This window comes from Listeria grayi DSM 20601, assembly GCF_000148995.1.
GTDB classification, from domain to species: Bacteria; Bacillota; Bacilli; order Lactobacillales; family Listeriaceae; genus Listeria; species Listeria grayi.
On record NZ_GL538353.1, the window covers coordinates 93,143 to 120,053 of the forward strand.

Below are 26,911 nucleotides of genomic sequence, written 5' to 3' on the forward strand. Positions count from 1 at the left end.
ATAACTAAAAAAGTAAAATCATAGATATTGCGACGAACAAATGTTCAACCACAATATACCAAAATGCCTGTGGATATGTGGATAAAATCTGTGCATAACTTGTGAGTAAACCGGGGATAAACTGTGCAGAACCAAAAATTCAGAAAATAAATGCGCAAACTTTCGCAAATTGTTGTATTCTTATAGAAGAGAATTTGAAAAGAAGAGGGGACAAATGAATATACAAATCATAACAGTTGGTAAATTAAAAGAAAAATATCTAACACAGGGAATCAATGAATACTTAAAAAGATTGCAGGCCTATGCCAAAGTCCAAATTATCGAACTACCGGATGAAAAAGCACCAGAAGTACTTAGCCAAGCAGAAATGGAGCAAGTCAAGCTAAAAGAAGGCGAACGGATCCTAGGCAAGATCAGTGATGACGCTCATGTAGTTGCGCTGGCGATTCTCGGAAAGCAGAAAACCAGCGAACAGTTCGCAGCGGGAATCGAAAAATTGATGACTTATGGGAAAAGCAAGATCGTGTTTGTGATCGGTGGTTCGCTTGGATTAGGGGATAATGTGTTGAAGCGAGCGGATGAGGAGATGTCGTTTGGAAAACTGACACTTCCTCATCAATTGATGAGATTGGTGTTGGTGGAGCAGGTTTATCGAGCATTTCGGATTATGAGAGGGGAACCGTATCATAAGTGATGCGGTTTTTAATAATACTGTTTGGGAATATCATCTTTCCGGTTGTATTTTCTTAGAAATATTTTTGCCATAAACTGTTCGTCATATATTCAAGTTTTTTCATATTACTTTGTGCTAAACTAAAAGAAAACATAAAAAACAGTATTTAAGAGGACACTTACGAAAAAAATCACTGATCATGAAAAAGTAAATTATTACGCCAAAAATTTTAATTCAGTCAATAAGCTGGTCTTCAAGTTGAGCAAACTTGAGACTAGAATAAACTGGTGAGAACAGGGCTATAACGTTAGCTAGAAATGCCAGTCTGCTCTTTTTCAGTGATTTCGAAGTAAACTAATGTTTTAAAGACTTTTTCGTTTATATATTATCCTCTAGACCGAATCTCGGGGGAGATTCGGTCTATTTTTGTAAACGAGGGAGGAGATCAACTTGTGTGTTTTTAACAAAGAGCGTTTTGCGGAAACGCTTTTTTTGTATGGCAAAATTACCCGAAAATTTTATTGTGCATCAATGCTACTATCAAGATTGGGAAATGATTGTTTGTTTAGCTGAGAATAACCGTCCATTATATAGAGGGCTTTTTTATCAAGAGGAATGGATAATAGCAGAAAAATTCGTAATAGGAGGTGAGAATTAATGAATTTGGCGCAAAAACTTCTATGGTGTCAGAGTAAGATGATGCATTATGAAGAGGGGTTATTGGAGAAGAGTGAATTACCTATAGAACTAGAACAATTTCTAAGTAGACATTTTTCAGAAAATGAATGGAATATAGAAATTTTTCAATGGAACCGATGCCAAACACTTATATAGGTAAAATAGATACTTTTTTAGAGAATTCCAAAGTATGTTGGACCTTTTGGATTAAAAACAATGATACTCCAATAATGAAGAAATATGAGCAACAATAACGAATTAGTAATATATGTAATTATCTATCGAAATTCGTAGATGTCTTTTATATTATTTAGGAAGATTAAAAAAAGCACTTTTTATGAACAGCACTTCCTCAACCTAAAAAATTTAATCAGATTGATTTCTTCTTTTTTAGGTTAAGGTTTGGATTATCGAGAAAGTGACTATGCAACAATGTTTTTATAATTGATTATTCAACGCAAAAAGCCCGCAAATTGCGCTGTATAAAAGCTTAGAAGTTGCGTAGAAATATTGCTAGGATAAAGATGTATGAAAGAGGGAGGGAAACGAACACATTGTTTCACGAACCAAAGGTACATGAAGATTGTTTGGCAGAGCTGTATAAAGAATTATCGGAATTGATTGGTCTTGAGTCAATGTTAAAATTATACGCCGTTTTAAAAGGACAACAAATCAATTTTCCAACAAGATTATATGCAGGAGAAAAAGTAAGAGCAAAGATCTAGCAAATGGGCACGGAACATTGATGGACGGTGATTTCAGCGCTGAAAAGCCAAAAGAAATAAAGTTGGATATCACGAAAATGGGTGTCGGGCTGCTAGTTTCATTATCCTTCTTTATGCTTGGAAGTATCGGTAATTATTTTGTACCAAAAATCCATTCGTATGCTTTTATGATTATTATTGTCGTTATTTGTAAAGTAGCCAATCTTATTCCAGCGTATTATGAAGAAAGTGCTATCATGTTCAATAATTTGATCGTGAAAAATCTAACCGCTGCCGTATTGGCAGGTATCGGGATCGCCTTGATCGACCTGAATGTCTTAGCGCAGTCATTGACTTGGCAGTTTATGCTTTTATGCTTGACCAGTATCATCACGATCTCCCTATCAGCCGGCCTTATCGGGAAATTATTTGGACTTTATCCGGTCGAAGCAAGTATCACTGCCGGCTTCTGTAATAACAGTATGGGCGGAACGGGTAATGTCGCAGTGTTGTCAGCCTCTAATCGTATGGGACTGATCGCATTTGCACAAATGGGTAATCGAATGGGTGGCGCTATCATTTTGATTATTTCCGGGTTCTTGATACAACTGCTTTCTTAGCACAGACTACGGTAGGAAGTCTAGTCTTCTTTTGAAAGAGATTAGGCTTTTTGTTTGCTAAAAAAAGGTTTTTTCTGGAGCTATCTAGGGTATTCACAGAGGTACAGGTCATTAGACGAATCTTAGGAGGAATAGAAAATGGTTGTAAACGAATTACCGAAAGTTGGACTTGGAACATGGTTATTAACGGATCGGGAAGAACTGTCAGAAGCAATCAGAGCTGCTTGGGAAACAGGCTACCGCCATTTTGACACAGCACAGCTTTATAATAATGAATATGATATCGGTCAAATATTGCAGGAGCAGAAAATCGAGCGAGGGGAATTTTTCTTAACGACTAAAATCGCACCGCCGAATTATAAAAAGCACGTGAAAGAATCTGTGAAGCAATCGCTTAAACGGCTGCAAACGGATTATTTGGATCTGGTACTGCTACATGCAGAGCTTAGCGAAGAATTAAATCTAAAAGCCTATCAAGATCTGCTTGACCTACAAAAAGATGGCGTGATCAAACATGTGGGCGTATCGAACTTTTCAATCGAGGGCTTGAAAAAACTTGAAGCAAGCACAGGTGTCAAGCCTTACTGTAATCAAATCGTCTGCTCGCCAACAACACGACCAGTCGAACTGGAAACATATTGCCTTGATGAGGGGATTTTGCTGACAGGTTATTCGATTTTGAAACCATATTTCACTCCGAATCCGTTTTATCCAGATTCAGAGCTGTCGAATGACGAAAAAAGCAAATTAGATCAGCTGTGTGATTCTTATCATGTCAGCATTGGCCAATTACTCAATAAATGGGCGCTACAGCATGATTATCATGTGATTCCAAAATCAAGTAAGCCAGAACGCGTCAAGGAAAATTACCAACTCGAATTTGAGATCAGTCCAGAAGATATGGATACCATTGATCAGATGAACCGCTTCTCGGCCGCCGAATACCGAAAAAGCGTTAAAAAAATGGAAGATTCGGTAACGGAAGAAGCGCTGGAAAAAGGTTTGTTGTATGAAGCACATTATGAGCGGGATGCGCGGTAAAAAGAAACTACTTAATAAATAACTGGGGGCAGCTAATCTTTTAGCTGCTTTTTTTATGGGAAATAAAAAAATAGTAATTTTCTCAAAGGGAATGGGATAATAGAAATAGTTGTTTCACCTAAGCAACTTCCATAATAAAAGCGAAAAAGTATCCGTATGGCGAATAGTGTAATCAAGCTATAATGAAAGCGTATTCAGGAAGGTGAGTGTATGGAGGAGATTTTGGAATACAAGTATATCGAGGTTTTAAAATATTTAATTGAGCATCGACATACGACTTATAATGAACTGGCTCAATATTTAAATGTATCCACGAAAACGGCAAGTAAGTATGTGCGAATATTGCAAGAATCATTGGCTGAGGAAGAAGAGGTTGCGATTCATGTAAAGCCGCGGTTCGGGATAGAAATGGTAGGGACAGAGGAGGCATGGCTCTCCATTTTACTGTCGATGCAACGACCTAAAAACGATAGCATCCAAGACCGAATCACGCATGTATATTCGCGTTTGCTTAATACAAAAGGTCACTTGAAAATACAGGATCTTGCAGATGAATTGTTCGTTAGTCGAGCGACTATGGAAAATACGATCAAGGAAATCAGAAAGAGACTGGAAAAAGAAGGTGTAGCGATTGTAAGCAACCGAAATGGTCTCAAAATCGATGCTACGGAGAAAATGAAGCGTCATTTCATGTCAGATGTGATCAGTTACTATTGGGGCGGAGTAACTGCTACTAATTTATTTAAAAAAGAAGAACTGGAACTCGGAATCAATATGATCGGCGACACCACAAATATTATTGATGTGAATCTACTTCATTCGATCACTAATGTGCTGAATATATTTATTGAATCCACTTCGCTGCAAGTGACAGAATACGAATACCAATCACTCTCGATCCACTTAGCGATCGCGATCGAAAGAATCAAAAAGAATTTCTATATCGATAAAAAAATCGCTCCGGCAAATGCACCTTCTAAATATGCAACGCTGCTAATCGAATTGCTTGAAGAGAAATTTCAAATCCAGTTGCCTGATTATGAAAGAGAATACATTGACATCCATATTCTGGCAATCGAAAAAAGTTCTTTAAATGATACCGATGGAGAGATGCTGCAAGTATTGGATGATAGTGAAAAACTTCAGCAGATCATCCGGTCGACATTAGGAGGGTACAGTCCGGATGAAGAGCTGATAAACAGCTTACTCGTTCACTTAAATGCAGCGGTCAAACGATTGAAGTTGGAAGTTTCTATCCATAATCCGTATACAGAAGAAATCAAGGGAAACTTTTCGGGCGCATTTGCTATCAGCATTGAATTAGCCAGTGCGATCGAGGCTGGATTTGCGATTAAACTCAATGAAGACGAGATTGCTTTTATCACACTTCACATCCAATCTTTTTTAGATCGTGAAGCCCAGACCAAGCGGGAGGTTATTCTCGTTTGCAGCAGCGGTTACGGGACTTCCAAATTACTGGAACAGCGAATCAGGCAGACGTTTGGGGCGGCCCTTCACGTGAAACAAGTTTTAGGGATTCGGGACTTGCAAAAAGCAAACATCCAAGATGAACTGATCATCAGCACGATTCCTATCGAGAAATCAAATTCGCCGATTTTAGTAGTTAGCCCATTGATGACAAATGCGGATATCCAAAAGATCAACACCTTTCTTACAAAACACACGACTAGTTCCAGTGACGTTTTTTTAAAGCTTCTAAAAAAGACATTTGTATGTATTTCCACGGCGGGTCCTGAGAAAAGGAATGCGGTTTTAGAGAAAATAACCAGCACTCTACTGACACACGGCTATGTCCATGAAGGCATCTATGAGGGCAGTCTGAAACGTGAGAAATTAGCTTCCACGGCGATGGGGATGTTTGCAATGCCACATGCTGAGATAACTTATGTAAATAAACCATCGATCTCAATGTATGTAAATGAAAACGGGATAGATTGGAATGGCGATACCGTCCAAGTAGTTTTCTTCTTTGCTTTGAATCAAGCTGTCAAAGAATCGATCAATCAAATTTATGCGTACTTCAATGAAGTGATCTCGAATCATAAAGTAATGAAGAAATTACCACATTGTAAAACATATTCAGAAATAACAAACGTTTTGAAAGAGGTTTTATATGATGATACAAAATAAAATAAAAAAAGAAAATATTCTACTCGATTTAGAGGCGGCGACAAAACAAGAGGTCATTGAAAAAATGTCTGAAAAGCTTTATGAGAATGGTTTTATCAATGAAGCTGAAACCTTCCATACCGCTGTTTTTGAGCGGGAAGCTCATATGACGACGGGAATCGGGAATAATTTAGCTATCCCACATGGGAAAAGTGAGACGGTCCAAGAATCAACGGTGGCATTTGCTAAATTAAAGCAGCCTGTAGAGTGGGGATCATTAGATCAAAAACCGGTAAAATTTGTATTTCTCCTTGCAATCAAAGCAGCAGATAAAGGAGAAGAACATTTGCGCGTATTAGCAGAGCTATCAGAAAAATTGATGGATGATGAATTTGTAGCACAACTGAAAGAGGCATCTACGCGAGAAGCTATTGTAAACGCGCTGGCATTTTAAAATCTAGGAGGAAAAGAAAATGACAAAAATAGTAGCAGTAACAGCATGTATCGCCGGAATCGCGCATACGTATATGGCGAAAGCTAATTTAGAAAAATTTGCTAAAAAAGAAGCAATCGATATGAAGGTTGAAACGCAAGGAGCAATGGGGATCGAAAATAGATTGTCAGCTGATGATATCGCAGCGGCAGATGTCGTGATCTTTGCCGTAGACACAAACGTGGCAGAACGAGAACGATTTGAAGGTAAACAGCTTTTAGAAGTCGGCACGGTAGATGTTGTCAAAGATGGCGAGAAAACGATCAAGCAGGCATTAGCATTATTGTAGGTATTATAAAATTCAGGAGGGTAAGAAAATGAATGCTAGAAAAGTAGGGAAAGAAATGCTTAATCACTTCCAAAGTGGCGTATCTTACATGATTCCATTGGTAACCGCAGCAGGTCTACTTACTTCTGTTGCTGTTATATTTGGTGGAAGCGGTGTTTGGGATACAACGGATACATTCTGGGGCGTTATTCGAATGATCGGGCAAACCGGTTTGAACTTTATTGTACCAATGATCTCCGGTTACATTGCCTATTCTATTGCTGATCGACCTGGATTAGCCCCGGCGTTTATTACGGGGATGATTGCTTCACAGATGGGGACTGGATTTATCGGCGGGATGTTCACCGGTTTGGCAGTCGGCTATTTAGTCAACGTATTGAAAAAACTTCCAGTGCCAGCAAAAATCATGAGCTTAAAATCTTTGATCATTATTCCATTTATTGCAACTGCCATTATTGGTTTGATACTCTGGTATGTCGTAGGGACCCCGATCACCATGTTGACAGAAGGATTGACCCATTGGTTAAACGGCATGTCGGGTACAAATGCAGCACTGCTTGCGGCTATCTTAGGTGCGATGATGGCTTTCGATATGGGGGGACCTGTCAATAAGATCGCGTATGCATTTGGTGTCGCTTCCTTTTCTTCAGGCAGCTATGCAGCAAGTACAGCGATGCTACTTGCCATTGCGATTCCGCCGTTCGGCATGTTTTTAGCAACATTGCTCAATAAAAAACTTTATTCGGAAGCAGAGCGGGACAATGGTAAAACAGCAATCATCATGGGGGCAGTCGGTATCACAGAAGGAACGATTCCTTTCGCCGTTGCTGATCCGCTGCGGGTCATTCCTAGTATTGTCGTGGGTACGGCAGCAGCATGCGGATTAAGCGGCTTCTTCGGGATCACCCAACATACCATGTTGGCAACTTTTATGGCGATCCCATTTACCTCTAATGTATTGCTTTACTGTGTTTCGATCATCGTTGGCGGATTGATAACAGCGTTGATGGTCAATACACTAAAATCGATCAAGTTTAAAAAAGAAGCAAAAAAAGCAGCATAACGCAAAAATATGAAAAAGGCAGGTCGATAACATGACAAAAGCACATATCGTACAGCATACGCACTGGGATCGAGAGTGGTATTTCACAGCAGAGGATGCAAAGGTTCTAAGCGATCAGGTTTTTACAGAAGTATTAGATGAATTGACAAACAATCCGCATGCTAATTTCTGCTTGGATGGACAGTCTTCCATTGTGGATGAGTATGTAGAGATCAATCCGGAAAAGCTGCCGGTGATTCAAAAGCTGGTAGCAGAAGAGCGGTTGTTTATTGGCCCATGGTATGCCCAAACTGATGCGCTATTGGTAGACGCAGAATCGATTTTACGGAACTTGATCATTGGGATCCACGATACTGCTGCAAAATACGGAAAACCAATGATGGTCGGTTATTTGCCTGATACGTTTGGATTCAACGCTCAGCTGCCGACATTATTGAATCAAGTCGGTATCGACAATTTCATGTGCTGGCGCGGGTTAAACTTTGAAAAATTAGTTCCTTCCCCTTATTTTATCTGGAAAGGGCTTGGAGAGCGGTCCGTCTATGCAATGAATTTCCCGTTTGGATACATGACAGGACTTATGACGATAGAAGCGCAGAAAAATATTTCGACATTTGTGAAAGAAAAATTAGACCCGGCGATTGGATTTTTGCAAGATCACGGCGATAATAGCACCATTTTGATTCCGTCGGGGATCGATCAAAAAAACATGGTACGGAATCTGGAAAAAATTGTGCCGCAAATCAACGAAGCAAGCAAGTTTGAAACGGTCATCTCTGATTATCCGGCTTATGTCGAGCAGATCAGACAAAAGCAGAATCTTCCCAGCTATCAGGGCGAGTTACGGGAACCAGTCTATTCACGAGTCCATCGTTCTATCGGTTCCGTCCGTTCCCAAATGAAACTCGATAATTTCCAGCTGGAACAGCGAATATTGCGACGCATTGAACCATTGATGGTGATCGCGCAAAAAAATGATATTCAAGTCAGTAACGGCCTATTAAAGCGTTTATGGAAAAAAACAATGGAAAATCAAGCGCACGATAGCATTGGCGGATGTGTCTCCGATAACGTGGCGGAGGACATCATCCACCGCACCAAAGAAGCATATGAAATCGCAGCAGGATTAGAAAATCTAATTGCAAAACGGCTTGCAGACAGCCTCGAACTGACTCCGCAACAAGTGCTGATCTTTAACACAGATCCTGTTCCTTTTAGTGGTGAGAAAATAGTCCATATTGTCAGTCGGACGAAAAACATCCGCTTTAAGGACAGTGAAAAAGCCGTGCTTATCAATGAAAAATACTATCCAGAACGGCATAATATCAAGCGTTTAGTGGCTACCGGGTTTGAATATATCTCAGAACCGGCCTACTACGAATTAGATATCGCGATAGATGTCACTATTCCAGGATTAGGTTATACCGTGGTTGAATTTATTGACGGAGATAAAACCTTAGAAACAGCAACGATTACCGAAGAAACATCCATCACGAATGATTTGTATACGTTGGCTTTTGAAGCGGGGAAGGTAACACTGACCACCAAAACCGGCCGCGAGATCCATGATTTCATCCGGCTTGTTGATAGCGGCAACAATGGTGATACGTATGACTTTTCTCCATTAGCTGACGAGGTTGAAAAAGCATTGCAGTTTGAGAAAGCACATGTGGAGAAAGACAGTTCTAAACAAAGCCTGATTATCGAAGGCTCAGCCGATTTGCCATATGATTTGGATGATCGGATGGCAGAAAACCCGAAAACTAAACCGGTAGCATTCCAAGTGACACTCAACTTGAAAGCAGATGCACTGATCGAAGGAGAGATCACGCTTGATAATCAAGTATTATCGCATCGGGTTCGCCTACAGTTGCAGGTAGATGATCTAAGCGGAACCACAGTTGCCCAGATTCAAAACGGATTTGTGACCAACAAACCAGACCCAGTACCGGCGGATTGGCAAGAAAAATATGTTGAGAAACCCGTCGATCTCCATATCTTCGAGAAAAGTCTTTCAGTGGAATATGCAGGTAGCACTTTAACTGCTTTTGCGGATGGGCTGAGAGAATACGAGCGAATCGATGACAAATTGCTGATTACTTTATTTGCCACTACCGGACAGCTCGGCAAACCAGATCTAGCTTGGCGTCCCGGACGTGCTTCCGGTGATACAACGAATGAAGGGCATATTATGATGCCAACTCCTTTAGCGCAAGAAATCGGCGAGCGAAAGTTTACGTTTGCGGTGGAAATCGTTGAGGGAACGCTGGATCAACATGCGATTGCCAAAACAGCTATCGCGCGGTTAACACCGAGTATTTCCTACCAAAAACAGGAATTGAATAAATTTATCAACCGCTTAGACAATAAAATCTGGCCGCTTCAATATCCAGCTAAACCGCAAGCAACGTTTTCACTATTAGAAATTACAGATCAGATGTTAGTTTCCGCTATCTATCCAGCTTATTCGGAAGTGGGTAGTTATGTCGTTCGTTTGGCAAATCCAACAGACGAACCGATGAAGCTTCCCGAGGAACTGCTTCAAAAAGGCAGAGTAGTGAATGCGCTAGAGCAAGAAATCACCATGCAGTCAGAAATAGCGCCTTTTGATTATGTGACGCTATTGATTAAATAAATGCAGATGAACAGTCGCTCTGCGCTTTTGGCAGCCGACTGTTCTTTATAGTTTGCAATCACCAGCTATCTTTACTATAATGAAAGCGCTTTAAAAAATAATAAGGGGATGGGAAATGACGATGAAAAAGCTTGTTTTTTACATGATCGTAGTTATTTGCGCAATAGGAACTGCAACGGGGATGAACGCAAAAACGGGACATGCAGCAAAGAACAATCAGCTTTTTTACACATCATTTGAAGACGGCACAGAGACAAATTTTGTACAAGATGAATTGAATCAAAAGAAAGCAGCAAGAAATGTAACTAGTACTTTTACACCGGTTATCCATGGGGATATAACTAATACTGTTGTGAACGATCAAATCACTGGCAGTAAAGATTTTAACGAACAGGAAATAAAGGCCAATCTATTTGATGACAGTGTAAGCACGAAATTTTTGACCAATGAAAATAATGGGAAAAACGTGTGGGTCGCGTTTCCTTTGAAAGAAGCGAAAGAAGTGAAGGTTTATGCACTTGCTTCTGCCAATGATGAACCAGGACGAGATCTTAAAAGCTGGAAATTGCTGGGAAGCAATGATTCTGAAAATTGGCAAACAATTGATGAAAGAAAAGATCAGTCTTTCAGTGAACGGGGCATGTGGAAAAAATATCCAATCGCTTCAAGTGAAAAGTACAAATTCTACAAGTTAGCTGTTTCAGAAAATAATGGTGCAAGCATGACACAGTTGGCGGAATTGCGTTTGGGAACAGGCGATAAGAAAGACGATCCTACTTCCAGCGCGCAAATGAGCTCGCAGATCAGCACCGGACCGAAAGATGCACTCAATCAGCTTAAAAACAAAGGCTGGACTGGTGACAAAGCTGCTGTTGTAAAAGGTTCGATCGCCAAGGGAGGAGATGCTTACTCCTATAATAATATTGTCAATGACGTCAATATCAAGGTGTCTAAAAATACACGACTACAGTATAAGGTCATGCCGACTTCCGAGTCCGGCAGCTATGATTCTCATTATGATTACGACTATACACCGATGTACGCAGCAGTGGATCTAGAATTTGCCGATGGGACCTATTTAAGTGATCTCAAAGGGAAAAGCGAGGATGGTGTGATCGTCTCCCCGCAAGAACAAGGCGAATCGAAAACACTTTTATACAATCAATGGAGCCAGATCACTGTCGACCTCGGTAAAGTCGCAAATGGTAAAACCGTCAAACGCGTATTATTGGCTTATCACAACCCGAATGCCAAAAAAGGAAAGCAATTTGCCGACTACTTTGATGATATCAAGTTAACCAACGAGAAACCTGCGCAGCCAATGCAAAAAGTAGATTATGTCAATACGCTGCGAGGAACCAACAATAATACGAATTTCTCACGTGGACTGACGTTGCCGGCCACTACAGTACCGAACGGCTTCAATTTCTGGTCGCCAGCTACGAACTATAATGACAACAATAATTACGAATATCAACTCAATAGCGATAAGAAGTTCCAATATATGACAGTCAGTCATGAACCTTCTTATTGGGTCGGAGATAGAGGGACATGGCAATTTATGGTCAATACTTCTATCGACAGCCAAAAAGTCACGAGTGGCGCGGACATCGATCATGGAAAATATGCATCGGCATTCAGTCACGAACAGGAAATTGCCAAACCACAGCTTTATCAGATAAGTTTCCCTGATAAATCAAACGCTGCCGGCGCAACCATGAAACTGACACCGACGATGCACGGAGCAGTAACGACTTTTACATTTGATAAAGCAGCTCCTCACAAAAATGTGGTTTTTGATTCCGCTAGAGGAGATGGAAAGCTGACCTATCACACAGAAGACCAATCGTTTGAAGCAGCGACAAAGCATTCCAGCAATGGGATGAAGACGATGTATGTATATGGCAAATTTGATACGCCGTTTAGCGTCGCAAAAGTGGAAAACAGCAAGCAAGGAATTGTCAGTTTTGATGATGAAAAGACCAATCAAGTAGAAATGAAGGTGGCTACTTCGTTTGTAAGCCTAGCGCAAGCCAAGCATAATTACCAACTTGAATTGGAAAAAAATACATTTGCACAAGCGCAAAAACAAGCAGAAAAAGATTGGAATGCCATTTTAGATCGTGTGAGTGTCAAAGGTGCTACCGGTAATCAGCTAACCACCTTGTATTCCAACATGTACCGCTTATATATGTACCCAAACCTTTACTCTGAAAATGCCGGAACAGCGGCAAAAGAAAAATGGGTATACAGCAGTCCGTATGAAGGAACAGATGATAAACCCGTCATCAAAACAGGAAAACTTTATGCAAATAACGGTTTCTGGGACACCTACCGTACGACTTGGCCGGCATATTCTTTATTATCGACTTCCAAAAAAGAAGCTGAATTAGTAGACGGACTCGTGCAGCACTACCGCGATCAAGGCTGGGTGCCGCGCTGGATCGCACCAGGCGGAACAAACAGTATGGTTGGTACCAACTCTGACATCATCTTCGCCGACGCCATGATGAAAAACATTTCAATGGATAAAGAAGCCGCTTATCAGTCCGCTTTGAAAAATGCTAGTGCCTTTTCCGACGATCTAGTAAACGGTGGCAGAAAAGACCTCAATCAATCCGCTTTTCTCGGCTATGTACCATCTGAAGAAGATTCATTCGGATTGTCTTGGTCTATGGAAGGCTACATCAATGATCTGGGACTTTATAAAATGGCGAAAAAACTAGGTCATAAAGATGAAGCGGCTTATTATAAAAACCGGGCGCTAGGCTACACGGAAATGTTTTATTCCGGCAATGGAGTCGAAAACAAGTGGTTTAAAGGGCGGAAAGCAAATGGCTCATGGACCACAAAAGCATCTGATTTTTCGCCGATTGACTGGTCACGCGACTATACTGAAACAGATGCCTATAATATGGCAGTATCAGTGCCACAAGATGGGAATGGGCTTGCTGCATTATATGGCGGACCTAAAAAGCTGACGGAGAAAATCGACAGTATCGTTAATACACCGGGTGATTTTACCACAAGTGGAGGTGTCATCCATGAAATGCGGGAAGCTAGAGAAGTGAAATTAGGGCAATACGGGCATAGCAATCAGCCGTCACATCATATTTTGTATATGTATGCCTTCTCTAGCGAACCTTGGAAAACACAAAAATATGTACGTGATATCTTGGCAAGAACTTACGTAGGATCTGATTTTGGTCAAGGGTATATCGGGGATGAAGATAACGGCGAACAATCCGCTTGGCAGATTCTTTCCTCCATGGGATTATATCCGCTCACACTATCAAGCAACCAATTTGTATTGGGATCACCGTTATTCAAATCGGCATCTATCAAACTTCCAAATGGCAAAACGTTGACCGTAGACGCACCAAACAACAGTGATAAAAATGTGTATGTCGATAAAGTTACTTTCAATGGCAAGAGAATAACAAGCTTAGCGATCGATTACAAAACGATCATGAAAGGCGGTACGTTGAAATTCAATATGTCGGCGAAACCAAATAAAAAACGAGGTACTGCCGCAAAAGACAAACCCATGTCACTGACTAAAAGCGGTAAGACACCAACTGTAAAAACAGATGTCTTAGACCACAGCTCTGCGGTCAAATCTACAATCGATAATTATCAAGAGCTGATCGACAACAACAGTAAAACAAGCGTACAGATCGATAATAAAAATGAGTTGACTGTTTCGTTCAATAAAGCGAAAAAAGTAAAATTGCTTACATTGACCAACACGAAAACAAAGACTACTTTCAAAACGATCAAAGTCTTGGGTTCGCAAAATGGCAAGAAATGGCAAAAAGTATCCACGATCAAGCAACTTGATTTTAACTATGATTATTTCACGAAACCATTCTTGATAAACCCGAATAGCCGCAAATTCAAGCATTATAAGCTCGTATTTTCTGGCAGCGGGGAATTAGGCGAAGTAGAACTGCTGGGTAATAATTAAAGAAAATTTATAAGGTTCCATAAAAAAGCAGAAAAGGAAAATCGTAAACGGCGATTTTCCTTTTCTGCTTTTGCTTTACGACCAAACAATACTTTCCTACCCCGAGGAAAAAAGTAAATTTGTAAGCGCTATCTATGCATCCTATAATAAATGTATAAATAAAAGAAAGTGGTGAAGACAATGAAAAACATTTTACTGATTTGTGGTTCAGGCGCTTCAAGTGGTTTTATGGCGGCATCGATTCGGAAGGCTGCGAAGAAGAGAGGGGAAACGATCTCGGTAAAGGCGGCGAGTGAATCGCAGCTGGATGAACGAATCAATGAGATCGACTATTTATTGATCGGTCCGCATTTATCATACATGCTAGATGATTTGACAGAACAAGTGAAAGACAAGCATGTAAAAGCGGCTGTTATCCCTCAAAATATTTATGGCTCGCTGAACGGAGAGAAAGCGCTAGATCTAGTTTTGAGTTTGGAGGACTAATAAAATGAATAGAATAATGGATTTTATGACAAATACATTTGCCCCGAAAGTGAATAAGATCGTGAAAAATCCATGGATCTCTGCGATTCAGGATTCGATCATGGCGGCTTTGCCATTGGTGTTCGTGGGTTCACTGGTAACGGTCATCTCGCTGCTGCGGAATTTATTCCACTGGATGCCGGACTTTTCCATGATCAGTAATTTTTCATTTGGGATGTTTGGTCTGATCGTTGCTTTTATGATTCCTTACTATTTAATGGAGAAAAAGGGGCATAGTGGTCAAAAGTTGATCTCTGGTTCTACGGCAGTCGTCCTGTTTCTCATGCTGCTTTTCCCGACGGTTCAAGAATCGGGAGAAATCACGTTCATTCTTTCTCGTTTTGGAGCAACAGGAATGTTTTTAGCAATCATTACTGGATTATTTGTAGGTTTTGTTATGAATCTAGCGGCGAAAAGATCCTTGTTCGACGAAGATACGCCGATTCCGGATTTTGTAGTTGGCTGGTTCAATAGCCTGCTGCCGATCACTTTTATCTTGGTTGCAGGCTGGCTTGTAACCGTGCAGTTCCATATTGATTTCTTCAACGTCGTCTTACTGGTATTTAGTCCGTTAGCAAGCATCATCCAATCCTATCCGGGCTTTGTTTTATCGGTATTTATTCCCGTTTTTCTATATACATTCGGGATCTCGGGCTGGGTAATGATGCCGGTCATCTATCCTGTTTATATGGCAGGACTGGCTGCTAATGCCGATGCTGTTGCTCATGGTGCGAAAGCAGTAAATATCGCTACTCAGGAAACCATCTACGCATTCTCGTCAATGGGCGGGATCGGAACGACTTTGGCACTATCTTTTATGATGCTGCTAATCAGTAGATCGGCGCAGTTGAAAGCGATCGGAAAGGCGGTATTTATACCGTCGATCTTCAATATCAATGAGCCATTAGTGTTTGGCGCACCGATCGCATTCAACCCGTACTTGATGATCCCGATGTGGATCAACAGTCTACTTGTTCCATCCTTGGCATATCTTTCCATGTCGCTAGGATTGGTCAATATACCGACCCATTCCTTCTTGCTCTGGTATATGCCTTACCCGTTCACTTCCTACTTGGCAACGCAAGACTTTCGGGCAGTCATTGTGTGTATTGTTATTTTTGCCATCACATGGGTTATCTTCCTGCCGTTCTTTAAGGCATACGATAATTCTTTATTAAAACAAGAAGCAAAAGAAAATTTAGAAGAATCACAGCTAGAAGCGGCTTCTAATTGATTTGGAGGATGTATTATGGAAACAGAGAAAAAAGAATATATCGAAGAAAATGATCGTTTAAATCAACTATCGATGAATATTTTGGTTCATGCGGGAAATGCTCGCGATTGCTTGGTGCAGTCCTTAGAGAGTTTAGAGGAATCAAAATTCGAGAAGGCGAAAGAGGAGATCAAGGAAGCTAGAAAGGAAGTTGTGGTTGCACATGGATTGCAAACGGATACGTTGCAATTGGAAGCATCTGGTCAGCAGATTCGCTATTCAACGCTGTTCTGTCATGCTCAAGATACACTGATGACTGCACAAAGCGAGATTTTGATCGGCGAACATTTAATCAAATTATTTACAAAATTAGACGCTAAAATGGGAGGGCTTTAAAAATGAGAGCAGCATTTACAATGCCGGAAGATTTTCTTTGGGGCGGTGCGATCGCGGCGAACCAAGCGGAGGGTGCCTATAAAGTAGATGGAAAAGGTATCAGCTTAGCCGACTTGCATAAGTATTATCCTGAGAAATCGAATGAAGAAATCAGCGCGGCACAACATCAAGGTATGTCTGTAGCAGAAGTAAAAGCAAACTTAGCGGATGAGACCGGCTATTATCCCAAACGGCATGGCATTGATTTTTACCATACGTATCCCGAAGATCTGGCTTTGCTAAGTGAAATGGGATTTAAAACATTTCGGACGTCGATCGATTGGACACGGATTTTTCCGACCGGAGAAGAAACAGAGCCGAATGAAGCGGGGCTTGCTTATTACGACCGCTTGATCGATAAAATCATTGAGCTGGGAATGGAGCCGATCATCACGATCCTACATTATGAAACACCTGTTTCGATCACCCTTAAATACGGCGGCTGGAATAATCGTGCTGTCATTGATTTGTTTGTGAAATATGGTAAAGTCGTTTTAGATCGCTACAAAAAGAAAGTGAAATATTGGATCGCGATCAATCAAATCAACCTGATCCAGTTTGAACCATTCAACTCGACAGCTGTTGCTTATGACACGGTAGATAATTATGAAGAAGCAAGTTTCCAAGCGGTGCATCATCAATTTGTCGCTAGTGCTCAGTTGGTTCAATATGCGAAAGCGATCAATCCGGAAATCCAAATGGGAACGATGGTAGCAGATTGTACGGCATACCCGTTTTCTTGTAAACCGGATGACATTATTTTAGCTTTGAAGCGAAACAGAATGCAATACTTCTATACAGATGTACAATTCCGCGGAGAATACCCGCAATACGCGTTAAATTATTTTGCCAGCAAATCCATCGAATTATCGATCACAGAAGCGGATAAGGAACTTTTGAAAAATAATACAATGGATTATCTCGCTATTTCGTATTATTATTCGCAAATGGTCGATTCCAGCAAAAATGATTTGAACCCGGCTTCGGTAACCGCTAATCCTAATTTAACAGCTAACCCATGGGGATGGGCGGTCGATCCGCAAGGTTTGTACAACTCGCTTTCGCAGTATTGGGATCGTTATCAAAAAGCGATCATTATTGCTGAAAATGGTTTTGGGATGTACGATAAACTGGAGGACGGCAGCGTGCACGATGATTATCGGATCGCTTATTTATCCGAACACATCAAACAAATGAAAAATGCTATGGCTGATGGTGTAGATGTTATTGCTTACTGCGCTTGGGGGCCGATCGATATCGTCAGCTGCTCTTCCGCGCAAATGGAAAAACGTTATGGCTTTATCTATGTCGATCTAGATAATGAAGGAAATGGATCAGGCAAACGGATAAAGAAAGACAGCTTTGAGTGGTATAAAAAGGTGATCGCGTCAAACGGCGAAGTTTTATAAGGAAATAATAGGAGAGAGGATGATTGTCTGGAAAGCGCAAAACAATCATTCCTCTTTGCTTTAGGGGCCATGAATATGTTGAATGAAAAGCAGAAAGATTTATTGACTTTTTTGGAAAAACATAAAGATAGCTGGATAACATCGAAGGAATTGGCGGCATACTGCGAATGTACAACGAGAACGATCAGAAATCGAGTAGCTAGCATCAATGCGGAACTGCCGGGAAAAATCACGGCAAGTACGTATGGCTATCGGCTGAATACGGAAATAAAGGCAATTGGCGAACAACCACTACGAAATGATCGTAAGTCACGGATACTTCTCGAATTGTTGAAAAAATCAGCAGATGGGATCGATATTTACGAATTAGCCGATAATCTTTTTATTTCTGAATCTACCCTAAAAGCAGATATCCAGCAGATGAAAAAAGAATTTACGGCGAAGAATATCCAGATCATCTTTGAAAAGGATACTGTAAAGCTGGTCGGAACGGAGCGGGCAAAGAGACGTTATATGATCTCACTATTATATGACGAAAGCAATCTGCAGGAAAAACTGAAAGCAAGCATTCAGCAGATGATCGGTTATATTTCACTAGCTGCACTTCAAGAGATGATCCGTATGGTATTTGCGGGACACGAGATCCGTATCAATCAATACACATTGAATAATATCGTACTTCATTATGCAATCAGCATTGAACGCATCCGTCAAGGGCACATCATTAAAAAGCAAACGGACAACCAAGATTTTCAAACAAAGAGAGAATACGAGCTGGCAAAGGAAATCGCAGATAAACTAGCAGAAGAATATGCCATTGATTTTTCAGAAGGGGAACTCGAACAGTTGGCGCTGCTTTTCATCGGGATTCAAAACGAAACCTCGGCAAACAGCAAGAACAAACAGTTAAAAGAAGTTGTGGATGAAAAAATCATTACGGCACTGCATGATGTATTGAAGCAAGTCAAAAAGACCTATTTGATCGAACTCGGAGATGATCAGGAATTTTTCAATAAGCTGGCTATCCACGTGCAAAGTCTTTATCACCGTTCCAAATACGATACCTTCGCACGAAACAGCAGTTTACTGGATCTAAAAACGGCCTATCCGCTGATCTATGATATTTCCGTGTACATTTCTTCACTGATTCAAGAAAAGCTAGCTATCTGGTTCAACGAAGATGAGATCTCATTTATTGCTTTGCATATCGGTTCATTTTTAGGAACACAGAAAAATAGCATCGAACAAGCTTCTTTGTTGCTGGTCGCTAATGATTACCATGATTTAAGCGAGAATATCGTGGCAAAACTGGAAAACACATTTGGCGAACAGATATTTATCAAGACAGCTAATGAAGCAGCTATCAAAGCTCAAAGTTATGATATGTTACTGACAACTGACCACAGCATCGCTGAACGATATGAACGGGCTATCTTTATCCAGCCGCTTCTACATCAAAATGATTTAAGAAAAATCGAAAAAAGAATCTATCAGATAAAAGAACAGAAACAAAAAGTTAAAATGCATCAATATATCGATCAATTTATTCCAGCCGAGTTGTATTTCAATCAGGTAGACCTTGCAGCAGCAACTCCAAAGGCGATCCGAAAGCAGATCAATCAGCGGTTGCTACACAATGGCTATGTCGGCGAGGATTTTCTGCAAAGTGTTGAAAAACGGGAAAGCATGTCTTCTACGGGGTTCCCTTCTGGCATCGCCATTCCACACGCTATCGAGATCAGTGCGGTGAAAAGCAGTGTAGCGGTCATGACATTGCAAGAACCGGTCATGTGGGAAGCATATCCAGTCAAACTGATAGCGTTTGTGACGATCAGCAAAGATGAATCCAAAGTATTCAATGATTTTTTTGAACGATTCATTGAGATCGTTTCCGATGCAGTGAATACGAAACAATTGAGTACGTCGAGCAGTTATGCGGAATTTATCGGCAGGCTGAAAGGAATGGTGGATGCAGATGAATAAAAAGAAAAGAAAAAATGCCGCCGGGCTAGGAGTGCCGGTCGGCATTTTTTTTGAGAAAAGCTGTTGCTTCTTTATTCACAGCTTTAAAATCAATATTTTGTTTCGCCGCCGCAAAAATACAGCCGCAATAGCATTGCCGGTAAACGTCATAAGCCTTGCACAACTCGATGGATCTTTGATAGCCATTATTTTTTTTGAAATCGCTTGGCAGATAGCGAGTTTGGAAAAATTGTTGGATCTCAATACCGATCTCGTTGATGACTTGGCTATTTTTCTTTGGTGAAAGGGTAAGGGCACTGCCAAAATAGTCATACCCGAGTTCCTCGGCTTTTCGCGCGACGATATCCAACCGCATATGAAAACAAGCAGAACAGCGCTTGCCGCCCTCAGGTTCATTTTCTAACTGGAGCTTTTTGACTTCACGAATAAATACATTGGGTTCATAAGGAGCACTTAAAAAAGCGACCTCTGTCTGATTTTTCGCATTGAAAGCCTCGATAAACTGCTCCTGCACTAATTTCCGCCGTTCATATTCACTGCGCGGATGAATATTCGAATTTGCAAAATAAACCGTGATATCAGCAAATCGAGTGAGATATTCTAATGAATAAGTACTACAAGGCGCACAACAGCTATGTAGCAGAATCCGCGGACGCACTTCATTCTTCGCCCAATTTTGGATCATTCGTTGCAGAACTTTATCATAATTCACTTTTTGACCGTCGTTCATTCTGGTTAAGATTTCTTCACTATCGAACATGGATGGTGGACTCCTTTGATTAGATAGGTTTAGTTTAGCATATGTGAATAGATAAGCAAACTGTAAAAAATGATTTTTAGGCTGGCATAATGCTATTATTAAAGGAATATCAGATTATATGTTAAAAGAGAGGGATAGGAAAGAAATGCAGAAAAAGAGATATCATATCATTTTTGTTTTAGCAGTAATAGGACTATTATTCGGTTGTCAGAACGTTCCAGATGCTACTTCAAAAATAGAAAACAAACCAATCAGTAAAAAAACGGGTTATACATCAATAGAAGAATACGCAGCTAACATTGGTACAAACATGTCTACTGACAAGCCTAAAGTGAAAATCTACAACCAGCAAGTGGTCATTTCTTTTAAGGCAACTTTTAGCAGGGAATTAGAAAAGAAATTGCAGCATACCAAGAAGCCGTCTTACTATACAGTGCGTAGCAAAACAGATCAAACTAACTTAGACCGGTTGATCGATAAAAATAAGTTGCCTCTATTTCGGAACGATCTTAAAACACTTGCTAAAGGGGGAAATTATCAATATAAAATAGTTCTTCCCCTCAAAAAGCAACCTTCTGCAAAAGAGAAGCAAATTTTGATGGATGGCGGGAATTATGAGTTTCTCTTTCTAAATGAACATAAAAAGGTCGTTAATGTGATGGATTTCTTAGATATTGGGTTACCGTAAGCGACCTTCGCTAGGACCGTTATTGTCTAGCAGACATGATAAAAAGGTTCAAAAAACCCACTTATTATGGTAGGATATAAGGGATATTAGACAAGTTCACCAATGAGGGAGAAGTTTAGTTGCTTTAGATGAAGGTGGGGGAAAGATGAAGCGGGTAGAGAAAATCTATTTATTTGTTAGTAAAAGGACAAAGGGATTAAGTCCAGAAGAGATCGCTTCTGGCTCAGGAGTGACAACAAATGAAGTTGCAGCAGCTTTTGATATTCAACGAACCAACGCTAGCAAAGACTTGAATGAACTTGTTAAGGACGGGCTGCTAGCCAAGATTGACGGAAGACCGGTTCGTTATGTCGATAGCGGACGAGTTGCTGTGCCGAATAAAGCAAAATCGGCGAAGCGGACAGGTGCAGCGCCGCGGCAAGCGGAATATAAAGATGTTTTCCAAAAAGTCATCGGCGGTAGCGGCAGCATGAAAATGCCGATCGAACAAGCCAAAGCGGCGATTTTATATCCGCCACGCGGGTTGAACTGTTTGATCACTGGTGCGACTGGTACTGGTAAAACGCATTTTGCGCATATTATGTTTGAATTTGCCAAGGCAAAAGGCCTTATCAAAGAGGAGCAGGAATTGATCGTCTTCAACTGTGCGGACTATGCGCATAATTCGGAACTGCTGATGAGTCATCTGTTTGGCTATGCAGCGGGTGCATTTACTGGTGCGACCAAGGAAAAAGAAGGGCTGATCGCCAAAGCAGACGGCGGGATGCTTTTTCTAGATGAGATCCACCGCTTGCCTCCAGAAGGGCAAGAGATGATTTTCTATTTTATGGACAATGGAAAATATAATCGACTCGGCGAAACGGCGAAAGAGCGTCATGCCAACGTGCGCATCATTTGCGCGACGACAGAAGATGCGACTTCTTACTTATTAAATACATTTATGCGTCGAATCCCGATCAGTATTCATTTACCAAGTTTCAATCAGCGGCAAACAAAAGAGAAGATCGACCTGGTCAAACTAATGGTCGGCATTGAGGCAGAACGCATCCAACGCAAGATCTCGCTTACGGAAGATGTTGTCAAAGCGCTGATCGGCAGTGTGACGCATGGAAATGTCGGGCAATTGAAATCGAATATCCAGCTGATCTGTGCGCGAAGCTTTTTGAATCAAATGGAAAGCGAAGAGATCGTGATTACGTTGGAGGATCTGACAGAAGAGATCAAGAGCGGTTTGAGTCATTTGGCGGATGACCGGCAATTTTTAGCAGAGCTAGCGCAAGGATTGGATGCTATCATGGAAGTATCACCGGATCAGAACCTCTTGCCACCGTTGGTCGACTCCTATGAACTGCCTTATAATTTATACGAGATCATCAACGAGAAGTCGATGCTGCTGAAAGACGACGGCATTGATCAAGAATCGATCAACCAGTTTATCATGACCGATATCAATGTGCATTTGAAATCCTTTTACAAAGATCATCGCTTAACATTTGATATTGAAAATAAATTAGCAGAAATCGTGGAACAAAAAGTAATTGACTTAACAAAGCGGATTTATGAAATTGCTAAAAGTAAACTCAATAATACATTCCAAGTAAACTTTATCTATGCGATGAGTTTGCATATCAGTTCCTTTTTAAAACGGCAGCAACTCGAAAATCGTGGGGAAGCAGCCAATAACGAAAGCATCAGAAAAATGGTGGAAAAATATCCCGAGGAATATGAAGTTGCATTAGATATCAAAGCCTTGATCTTTGAAGAATATCAAATCAGCATCCCTATGGAAGAGGTAGAATATCTTACTGTCCTTCTAGTTTCACTGAAAAAAGAAAAAGCAGCAGGACGAATCGGGATCGTGGTTGCCGCACATGGAAACAGCACCGCGACGAGTATGACGCAAGTAGTCAAGCAGTTGTTCGGGAGTGATAATCTCGTAGCGGTGGATATGCCAGTAGAAATGAAACCACGTGCTGCTCTCGAGGAAATCGTGGGCGCAGTGGAATTAGTGAACAACGGCGGGGGCGTGCTCTTGCTGGTGGATATGGGTTCGCTTGGAACGTTCAGCGAGGAGATCCATCGCCGAACGGGGATCCCAGTCCGCACAGTCGATATGGTAACGACCGCGTTAGTATTGGAGGCAGTCAGAAAAACAGAGCTGCTCGATACGGACTTAGATTATTTATTCCATTCGCTAAAAAATTTCCGCGGTTATGGCAATGCGGTCGATCAAGAAGTCGAAAGCTTGCCAGCGCACAGTAATCATCACACGAAAAAAGCGATCGTAGCAATTTGTGCATCTGGACAAGGAACCGCCAAACGGATGAAAGAGGTCATCGAAAAATCACTTTTAGAAATCGGTGAGCAGGATCTTGAAGTTTTACCGATCTCGATCGTGGAAATGGATTCTGTGTTGGAGAACCTGCAAAAAGACTACCAGCTTGTGGCGGTAACAGGTATCGTGGACCCGGAAATCGGTGTCAGATATATTCCGATGGAAGCACTTTTCTCCGGCGAAGCAAAAACGATCCTTCAAGAACTGATCATTGATGCGGATAATTTGTTTGATCCAGTTGTCCTCAATGATGATCAATCGTGGGAACTCTGCGAGAAGTATCTACGTGAGAATTTCACGTTTATCAATCCGGAAAAAGTGATGCAACCGCTGTGGGATTTCACCAGTGAATTGACAGCCGTCTTTTTAAAGGAAGTCGATCAGGCATTTACGATCAATATGGTCATGCATTTAGGTGGTATGGTCGAGCGGATATTGCGACAGGATTGCCTGCAGATCCCAGACGATCAAGTGCTTGATGAACAGGAAGAGCGTTTTGTTCAAGTACGGGAAATCGCGCGAATGTTGGAAGCGGCATTATTGATCACAATCCCACCAGAAGAAATCTATTATATCCTGCAAATATTGAATAATACACTAGATGCAGAAGTGAAATAGCGTATCAATAAACGGATAATACACTAATTAGTGTATTATCCGTTTATTTTTGGTTGCGCTTTATCCATTGGTATTAAAAGATTTTCGGAAGAATACACTACAGTTGGCACGGAACTTGCAATATATAAAGTAGACAACAAAATAATAAGCCAAACAGAAAGAGGGGATGTTGGTGGGAATCGATATCCGATTAGTAAGAATTGATGATCGGCTAATCCACGGACAGGTTGCCACAATTTGGGCAAAGCGCTTAGATATACAACGGATCATTGTTGTTAGCGACGCTGTGACCAAAGATAATTTGCGGAAAACTTTGCTTCTACAAGCAGCTCCCCCGGGTATCAAAGTGAATGTGATCACTGTTAGCAAAATGATTGAAGTTTATTCCAATAAGCTGTTTGACGACGTTCGGGTGATCTTATTATTTACCAATCCGATCGAAGTAGCACAAGTAGTGAAAGCAGGTATCTATTTCCCGACAGTAAATGTTGGTGCGATGGGCTATACCGCAGGAAAGAAAATGATATCGAATACCATTGCGGTAAATGATGCTGATTTAGAGGCGTTTAACTATTTAGACAGCCACGGGATAGAGCTTGAGATTCGCAAAGTAGTGACAGACAGTAAACAAAGTTTGATGGAAGCGCTAAAAAAAGCTAAATTATAACAACTTTAGAACAAGCAGAAAACTTGAGAGGGGGCGGTATTAAAGGGAGAGAAGCGCTTCGGAGTAGACAAAACTAATAGAATGAAGATAAACAGCTTATGTTAGTTTCGTCTATTTGGGAAAAATAAAGATTAATTATTTAGGAGGTAGAGAGATGGTAGGAATTATCCTCGCAACCCATGGCGAATTTGCTGAAGGTATCTTGCAATCCGGTACAATGATCTTCGGAGAACAAGAGAATGTTAAGGCAATTACATTAATGCCAAGCGAAGGCCCAGATGATGTCAAAGCAAAGATGGAAGCTGCTGTTGCATCTTTTGATAATCAAGATGAAGTATTGTTCTTAGTCGATCTATGGGGAGGTACTCCATTCAACCAAGCAAACAGCTTGTATGAAGAACATAAAGATAAGTGGGCAATCGTTGCCGGTTTGAATTTACCAATGTTGATCGAAGCATACGCATCGCGCTTCACAATGGAATCTGCGCAAGAGATCGCTGCACATATCCTTGGGACAGCTAAAGAAGGAGTACGCATTAAACCAGAAGAACTAGAACCAAAAGAAGCAGCACCTGCTGCAGTAGAAGAGCAACCAAAAGGTTCGCTAGCACCAGGAACAGTAGTAGGAGACGGCAAAATCAAATTTGTTTTGGCTCGTGTCGATTCCCGTTTATTGCATGGTCAAGTAGCAACTGCTTGGACAAAATCTACACAACCAAATCGGATCATCGTTGTTTCTGACGCAGTTTCCAAAGATGACTTGCGTAAGAAATTGATCGAACAAGCTGCACCACCAGGTGTTAAAGCTAACGTTATCCCTGTCGATAAGATGATCGAAGTAGCAAAAGATCCACGTTTCGGCAATACCAAAGCATTATTATTATTTGAAAACCCAGAAGATGTTCTTAGAGTCGTAGAAGGCGGCGTGGAAATCGACCAGATCAATGTTGGTTCGATGGCTCACTCTGTAGGGAAAGTCGTTGTAAGCAAAGTGCTTTCAATGGGACCTGAAGATGTGGAAGCTTTTGAGAAATTAAAAGCAAAAGGCATTAAATTCGACGTTCGTAAAGTACCGAATGATTCTGGTGCAAATATGGATGAAATCATCAAACGTGCAAAATCTGAGTTAAAAGGGTAAGAAAACAAATTTAAAATAGGAGGCCTATTATGTCTATTATATCAATGATCTTGGTAGTAATCGTTGCCTTTCTAGCAGGTATTGAAGGGATTCTAGATGAATTCCAATTTCACCAACCACTAGTGGCATGTACATTAATCGGTTTAGTAACAGGTAACTTAACAGCGGGTATCATTCTTGGTGGTACACTTCAAATGATCGCGCTTGGATGGGCAAACATCGGAGCAGCGGTAGCACCAGATGCAGCACTTGCATCAGTAGCGTCAGCAATTATTTTAGTATTAGGTGAACAAGGCGTTAAAGGGATCCCTTCAGCGATCGCAATCGCAATTCCGCTTGCAGTAGCTGGTCTTTTCTTGACAATGATCGTTCGTACATTAGCTGTACCAGTTGTACATTTAATGGATAGAGCGGCAGAAGAAGGCAACATCAGACGAATCGAATGGTTACAAATTTTTGCGATCTGTCTGCAAGGTATTCGTATCGCGATCCCAGCAGCAGCACTTCTATTCATTCCAGCACACAGTGTGCAATCATTCCTAGAATCCATGCCAGCTTGGTTGACTGATGGTATGGCAATCGGTGGGGGAATGGTAGTTGCCGTTGGTTATGCGTTAGTTATTAACATGATGGCAACACGCGAAGTATGGCCATTCTTCATCATCGGTTTCGTAGTAGCTGCAATTTCTCAATTAACACTTATCGCATTAGGTGCATTGGGTGTAGCTCTAGCTCTAATCTACTTGAACCTGTCCAAAATGGGCGGAGGCAATAACTCAGGCGGCGGAAACGGCGGCGGTAGTTCTAGAGATCCACTCGGTGATATCTTAAACGATTATTAAACCTA

The 26,911-nt window shown here is 41.1% G+C and carries 22 protein-coding genes; 21 read left to right on the forward strand and 1 reads right to left on the reverse strand.

What is annotated here, in order from left to right:
• Nucleotides 1-214: 214 nt before the first annotated feature.
• The 16 genes from rlmH to HMPREF0556_RS08025 all read left to right on the forward strand — a co-directional run bounded on the left by rlmH (nt 215) and on the right by HMPREF0556_RS08025 (nt 19,858).
• The gene (gene rlmH / locus HMPREF0556_RS07955) at nt 215-694 is read left to right on the forward strand and encodes a 23S rRNA (pseudouridine(1915)-N(3))-methyltransferase RlmH (RefSeq protein WP_003757370.1); all 480 of its coding nucleotides are present in this window, start codon (nt 215-217) and stop codon (nt 692-694) included.
• 433 nt (nt 695-1,127) lie between these two features.
• Nucleotides 1,128-1,331 carry a hypothetical protein gene (locus HMPREF0556_RS07960; protein WP_040486662.1) on the forward strand — a complete coding sequence of 68 codons (204 nt, stop codon included), beginning with the start codon at nt 1,128-1,130 and terminating at the stop codon, nt 1,329-1,331.
• Nucleotides 1,332-1,905: 574 nt separating this feature from the next.
• Nucleotides 1,906-2,076, forward strand: a complete 171-nt coding sequence (locus HMPREF0556_RS13195) for a hypothetical protein (RefSeq protein WP_241762100.1) — start codon at nt 1,906-1,908, stop codon at nt 2,074-2,076.
• Nucleotides 2,077-2,096: 20 nt separating this feature from the next.
• Nucleotides 2,097-2,675, forward strand: coding sequence for a 2-hydroxycarboxylate transporter family protein (locus HMPREF0556_RS07965; RefSeq protein ID WP_003757379.1), 579 nt, complete (start codon nt 2,097-2,099; stop codon nt 2,673-2,675).
• Nucleotides 2,676-2,813: 138 nt separating this feature from the next.
• Complete coding sequence (locus HMPREF0556_RS07970; protein ID WP_003757381.1) at nt 2,814-3,716, forward strand: aldo/keto reductase family protein; 903 nt, start codon at nt 2,814-2,816, stop codon at nt 3,714-3,716.
• A gap of 210 nt (nt 3,717-3,926) precedes the next feature.
• Complete coding sequence (locus HMPREF0556_RS07975; protein ID WP_003757384.1) at nt 3,927-5,867, forward strand: BglG family transcription antiterminator; 1,941 nt, start codon at nt 3,927-3,929, stop codon at nt 5,865-5,867.
• Entirely contained in the window at nt 5,851-6,300 is a 450-nt protein-coding gene (locus tag HMPREF0556_RS07980) for a PTS sugar transporter subunit IIA (protein WP_003757387.1), read from the forward strand. Before HMPREF0556_RS07975 ends, HMPREF0556_RS07980 begins: the two co-directional genes overlap by 17 nt.
• 19 nt (nt 6,301-6,319) lie before the next feature.
• Nucleotides 6,320-6,628: a PTS fructose transporter subunit IIB gene (locus HMPREF0556_RS07985; protein WP_003757390.1), complete on the forward strand. Its 309-nt coding sequence runs from the start codon at nt 6,320-6,322 to the stop codon at nt 6,626-6,628.
• 28 nt (nt 6,629-6,656) lie between these two features.
• Entirely contained in the window at nt 6,657-7,691 is a 1,035-nt protein-coding gene (locus HMPREF0556_RS07990) for a PTS fructose transporter subunit IIC (RefSeq protein ID WP_003757393.1), read from the forward strand.
• Nucleotides 7,692-7,722: 31 nt separating this feature from the next.
• Complete coding sequence (locus HMPREF0556_RS07995) at nt 7,723-10,326, forward strand: glycoside hydrolase family 38 N-terminal domain-containing protein (RefSeq protein WP_003757395.1); 2,604 nt, start codon at nt 7,723-7,725, stop codon at nt 10,324-10,326.
• 115 nt (nt 10,327-10,441) lie between these two features.
• Nucleotides 10,442-14,293 carry a GH92 family glycosyl hydrolase gene (locus HMPREF0556_RS08000; protein WP_003757397.1) on the forward strand — a complete coding sequence of 1,284 codons (3,852 nt, stop codon included), beginning with the start codon at nt 10,442-10,444 and terminating at the stop codon, nt 14,291-14,293.
• Nucleotides 14,294-14,473: 180 nt separating this feature from the next.
• Entirely contained in the window at nt 14,474-14,779 is a 306-nt protein-coding gene (locus HMPREF0556_RS08005) for a PTS sugar transporter subunit IIB (protein WP_003757399.1), read from the forward strand.
• Nucleotides 14,780-14,783: 4 nt separating this feature from the next.
• Nucleotides 14,784-16,052: a PTS sugar transporter subunit IIC gene (locus HMPREF0556_RS08010; protein WP_003757401.1), complete on the forward strand. Its 1,269-nt coding sequence runs from the start codon at nt 14,784-14,786 to the stop codon at nt 16,050-16,052.
• A gap of 15 nt (nt 16,053-16,067) precedes the next feature.
• On the forward strand, nt 16,068-16,427 hold the full coding sequence (locus tag HMPREF0556_RS08015; protein ID WP_003757403.1) for a PTS lactose/cellobiose transporter subunit IIA: 360 nt from the start codon (nt 16,068-16,070) through the stop codon (nt 16,425-16,427).
• 2 nt (nt 16,428-16,429) lie between these two features.
• Entirely contained in the window at nt 16,430-17,875 is a 1,446-nt protein-coding gene (locus HMPREF0556_RS08020) for a glycoside hydrolase family 1 protein (protein ID WP_003757406.1), read from the forward strand.
• Between the two features lie 75 nt (nt 17,876-17,950).
• Nucleotides 17,951-19,858, forward strand: a complete 1,908-nt coding sequence (locus HMPREF0556_RS08025) for a BglG family transcription antiterminator (protein WP_040486663.1) — start codon at nt 17,951-17,953, stop codon at nt 19,856-19,858.
• Nucleotides 19,859-19,883: 25 nt separating this feature from the next.
• On the opposite strand, the gene HMPREF0556_RS08030 is transcribed toward HMPREF0556_RS08025, so the two are convergent.
• The gene (locus HMPREF0556_RS08030; RefSeq protein WP_003757410.1) at nt 19,884-20,618 is read right to left on the reverse strand and encodes an epoxyqueuosine reductase QueH; all 735 of its coding nucleotides are present in this window, start codon (nt 20,616-20,618) and stop codon (nt 19,884-19,886) included.
• 118 nt (nt 20,619-20,736) lie between these two features.
• On the opposite strand from HMPREF0556_RS08030, the gene HMPREF0556_RS08035 reads away from it, so the two are divergent.
• The 5 genes from HMPREF0556_RS08035 to HMPREF0556_RS08055 all read left to right on the forward strand — a co-directional run bounded on the left by HMPREF0556_RS08035 (nt 20,737) and on the right by HMPREF0556_RS08055 (nt 26,906).
• Nucleotides 20,737-21,306, forward strand: a complete 570-nt coding sequence (locus tag HMPREF0556_RS08035) for a hypothetical protein (RefSeq protein ID WP_003757430.1) — start codon at nt 20,737-20,739, stop codon at nt 21,304-21,306.
• A 145-nt stretch (nt 21,307-21,451) separates the two neighbouring features.
• On the forward strand, nt 21,452-24,259 hold the full coding sequence (locus HMPREF0556_RS08040) for a sigma-54-dependent transcriptional regulator (protein WP_003757436.1): 2,808 nt from the start codon (nt 21,452-21,454) through the stop codon (nt 24,257-24,259).
• 178 nt (nt 24,260-24,437) lie between these two features.
• On the forward strand, nt 24,438-24,926 hold the full coding sequence (locus HMPREF0556_RS08045) for a PTS sugar transporter subunit IIB (RefSeq protein ID WP_197531928.1): 489 nt from the start codon (nt 24,438-24,440) through the stop codon (nt 24,924-24,926).
• Nucleotides 24,927-25,080: 154 nt separating this feature from the next.
• Complete coding sequence (locus tag HMPREF0556_RS08050) at nt 25,081-26,064, forward strand: mannose/fructose/sorbose PTS transporter subunit IIA (protein WP_036103656.1); 984 nt, start codon at nt 25,081-25,083, stop codon at nt 26,062-26,064.
• Between the two features lie 29 nt (nt 26,065-26,093).
• On the forward strand, nt 26,094-26,906 hold the full coding sequence (locus HMPREF0556_RS08055) for a PTS mannose/fructose/sorbose transporter subunit IIC (protein ID WP_003757443.1): 813 nt from the start codon (nt 26,094-26,096) through the stop codon (nt 26,904-26,906).
• The last annotated feature ends 5 nt before the right edge of the window (nt 26,907-26,911 follow it).

Bases quoted from the DNA above. Each gene is read 5' to 3' on its own strand.
- rlmH (WP_003757370.1), top strand. From the start codon at position 215: ATGAATATACAAATCATAACAGTTGGTAAATTAAAAGAAAAATATCTA.
- HMPREF0556_RS07965 (WP_003757379.1), top strand. From the start codon at position 2,097: ATGGACGGTGATTTCAGCGCTGAAAAGCCAAAAGAAATAAAGTTGGAT.
- HMPREF0556_RS07970 (WP_003757381.1), top strand. From the start codon at position 2,814: ATGGTTGTAAACGAATTACCGAAAGTTGGACTTGGAACATGGTTATTA.
- HMPREF0556_RS07975 (WP_003757384.1), top strand. From the start codon at position 3,927: ATGGAGGAGATTTTGGAATACAAGTATATCGAGGTTTTAAAATATTTA.
- HMPREF0556_RS07980 (WP_003757387.1), top strand. From the start codon at position 5,851: ATGATGATACAAAATAAAATAAAAAAAGAAAATATTCTACTCGATTTA.
- HMPREF0556_RS07985 (WP_003757390.1), top strand. From the start codon at position 6,320: ATGACAAAAATAGTAGCAGTAACAGCATGTATCGCCGGAATCGCGCAT.
- HMPREF0556_RS07990 (WP_003757393.1), top strand. From the start codon at position 6,657: ATGAATGCTAGAAAAGTAGGGAAAGAAATGCTTAATCACTTCCAAAGT.
- HMPREF0556_RS07995 (WP_003757395.1), top strand. From the start codon at position 7,723: ATGACAAAAGCACATATCGTACAGCATACGCACTGGGATCGAGAGTGG.
- HMPREF0556_RS08000 (WP_003757397.1), top strand. From the start codon at position 10,442: ATGACGATGAAAAAGCTTGTTTTTTACATGATCGTAGTTATTTGCGCA.
- HMPREF0556_RS08005 (WP_003757399.1), top strand. From the start codon at position 14,474: ATGAAAAACATTTTACTGATTTGTGGTTCAGGCGCTTCAAGTGGTTTT.
- HMPREF0556_RS08010 (WP_003757401.1), top strand. From the start codon at position 14,784: ATGAATAGAATAATGGATTTTATGACAAATACATTTGCCCCGAAAGTG.
- HMPREF0556_RS08015 (WP_003757403.1), top strand. From the start codon at position 16,068: ATGGAAACAGAGAAAAAAGAATATATCGAAGAAAATGATCGTTTAAAT.
- HMPREF0556_RS08020 (WP_003757406.1), top strand. From the start codon at position 16,430: ATGAGAGCAGCATTTACAATGCCGGAAGATTTTCTTTGGGGCGGTGCG.
- HMPREF0556_RS08025 (WP_040486663.1), top strand. From the start codon at position 17,951: ATGTTGAATGAAAAGCAGAAAGATTTATTGACTTTTTTGGAAAAACAT.
- HMPREF0556_RS08030 (WP_003757410.1), bottom strand. From the start codon at position 20,618: ATGTTCGATAGTGAAGAAATCTTAACCAGAATGAACGACGGTCAAAAA.
- HMPREF0556_RS08035 (WP_003757430.1), top strand. From the start codon at position 20,737: ATGTTAAAAGAGAGGGATAGGAAAGAAATGCAGAAAAAGAGATATCAT.
- HMPREF0556_RS08040 (WP_003757436.1), top strand. From the start codon at position 21,452: ATGAAGCGGGTAGAGAAAATCTATTTATTTGTTAGTAAAAGGACAAAG.
- HMPREF0556_RS08050 (WP_036103656.1), top strand. From the start codon at position 25,081: ATGGTAGGAATTATCCTCGCAACCCATGGCGAATTTGCTGAAGGTATC.
- HMPREF0556_RS08055 (WP_003757443.1), top strand. From the start codon at position 26,094: ATGTCTATTATATCAATGATCTTGGTAGTAATCGTTGCCTTTCTAGCA.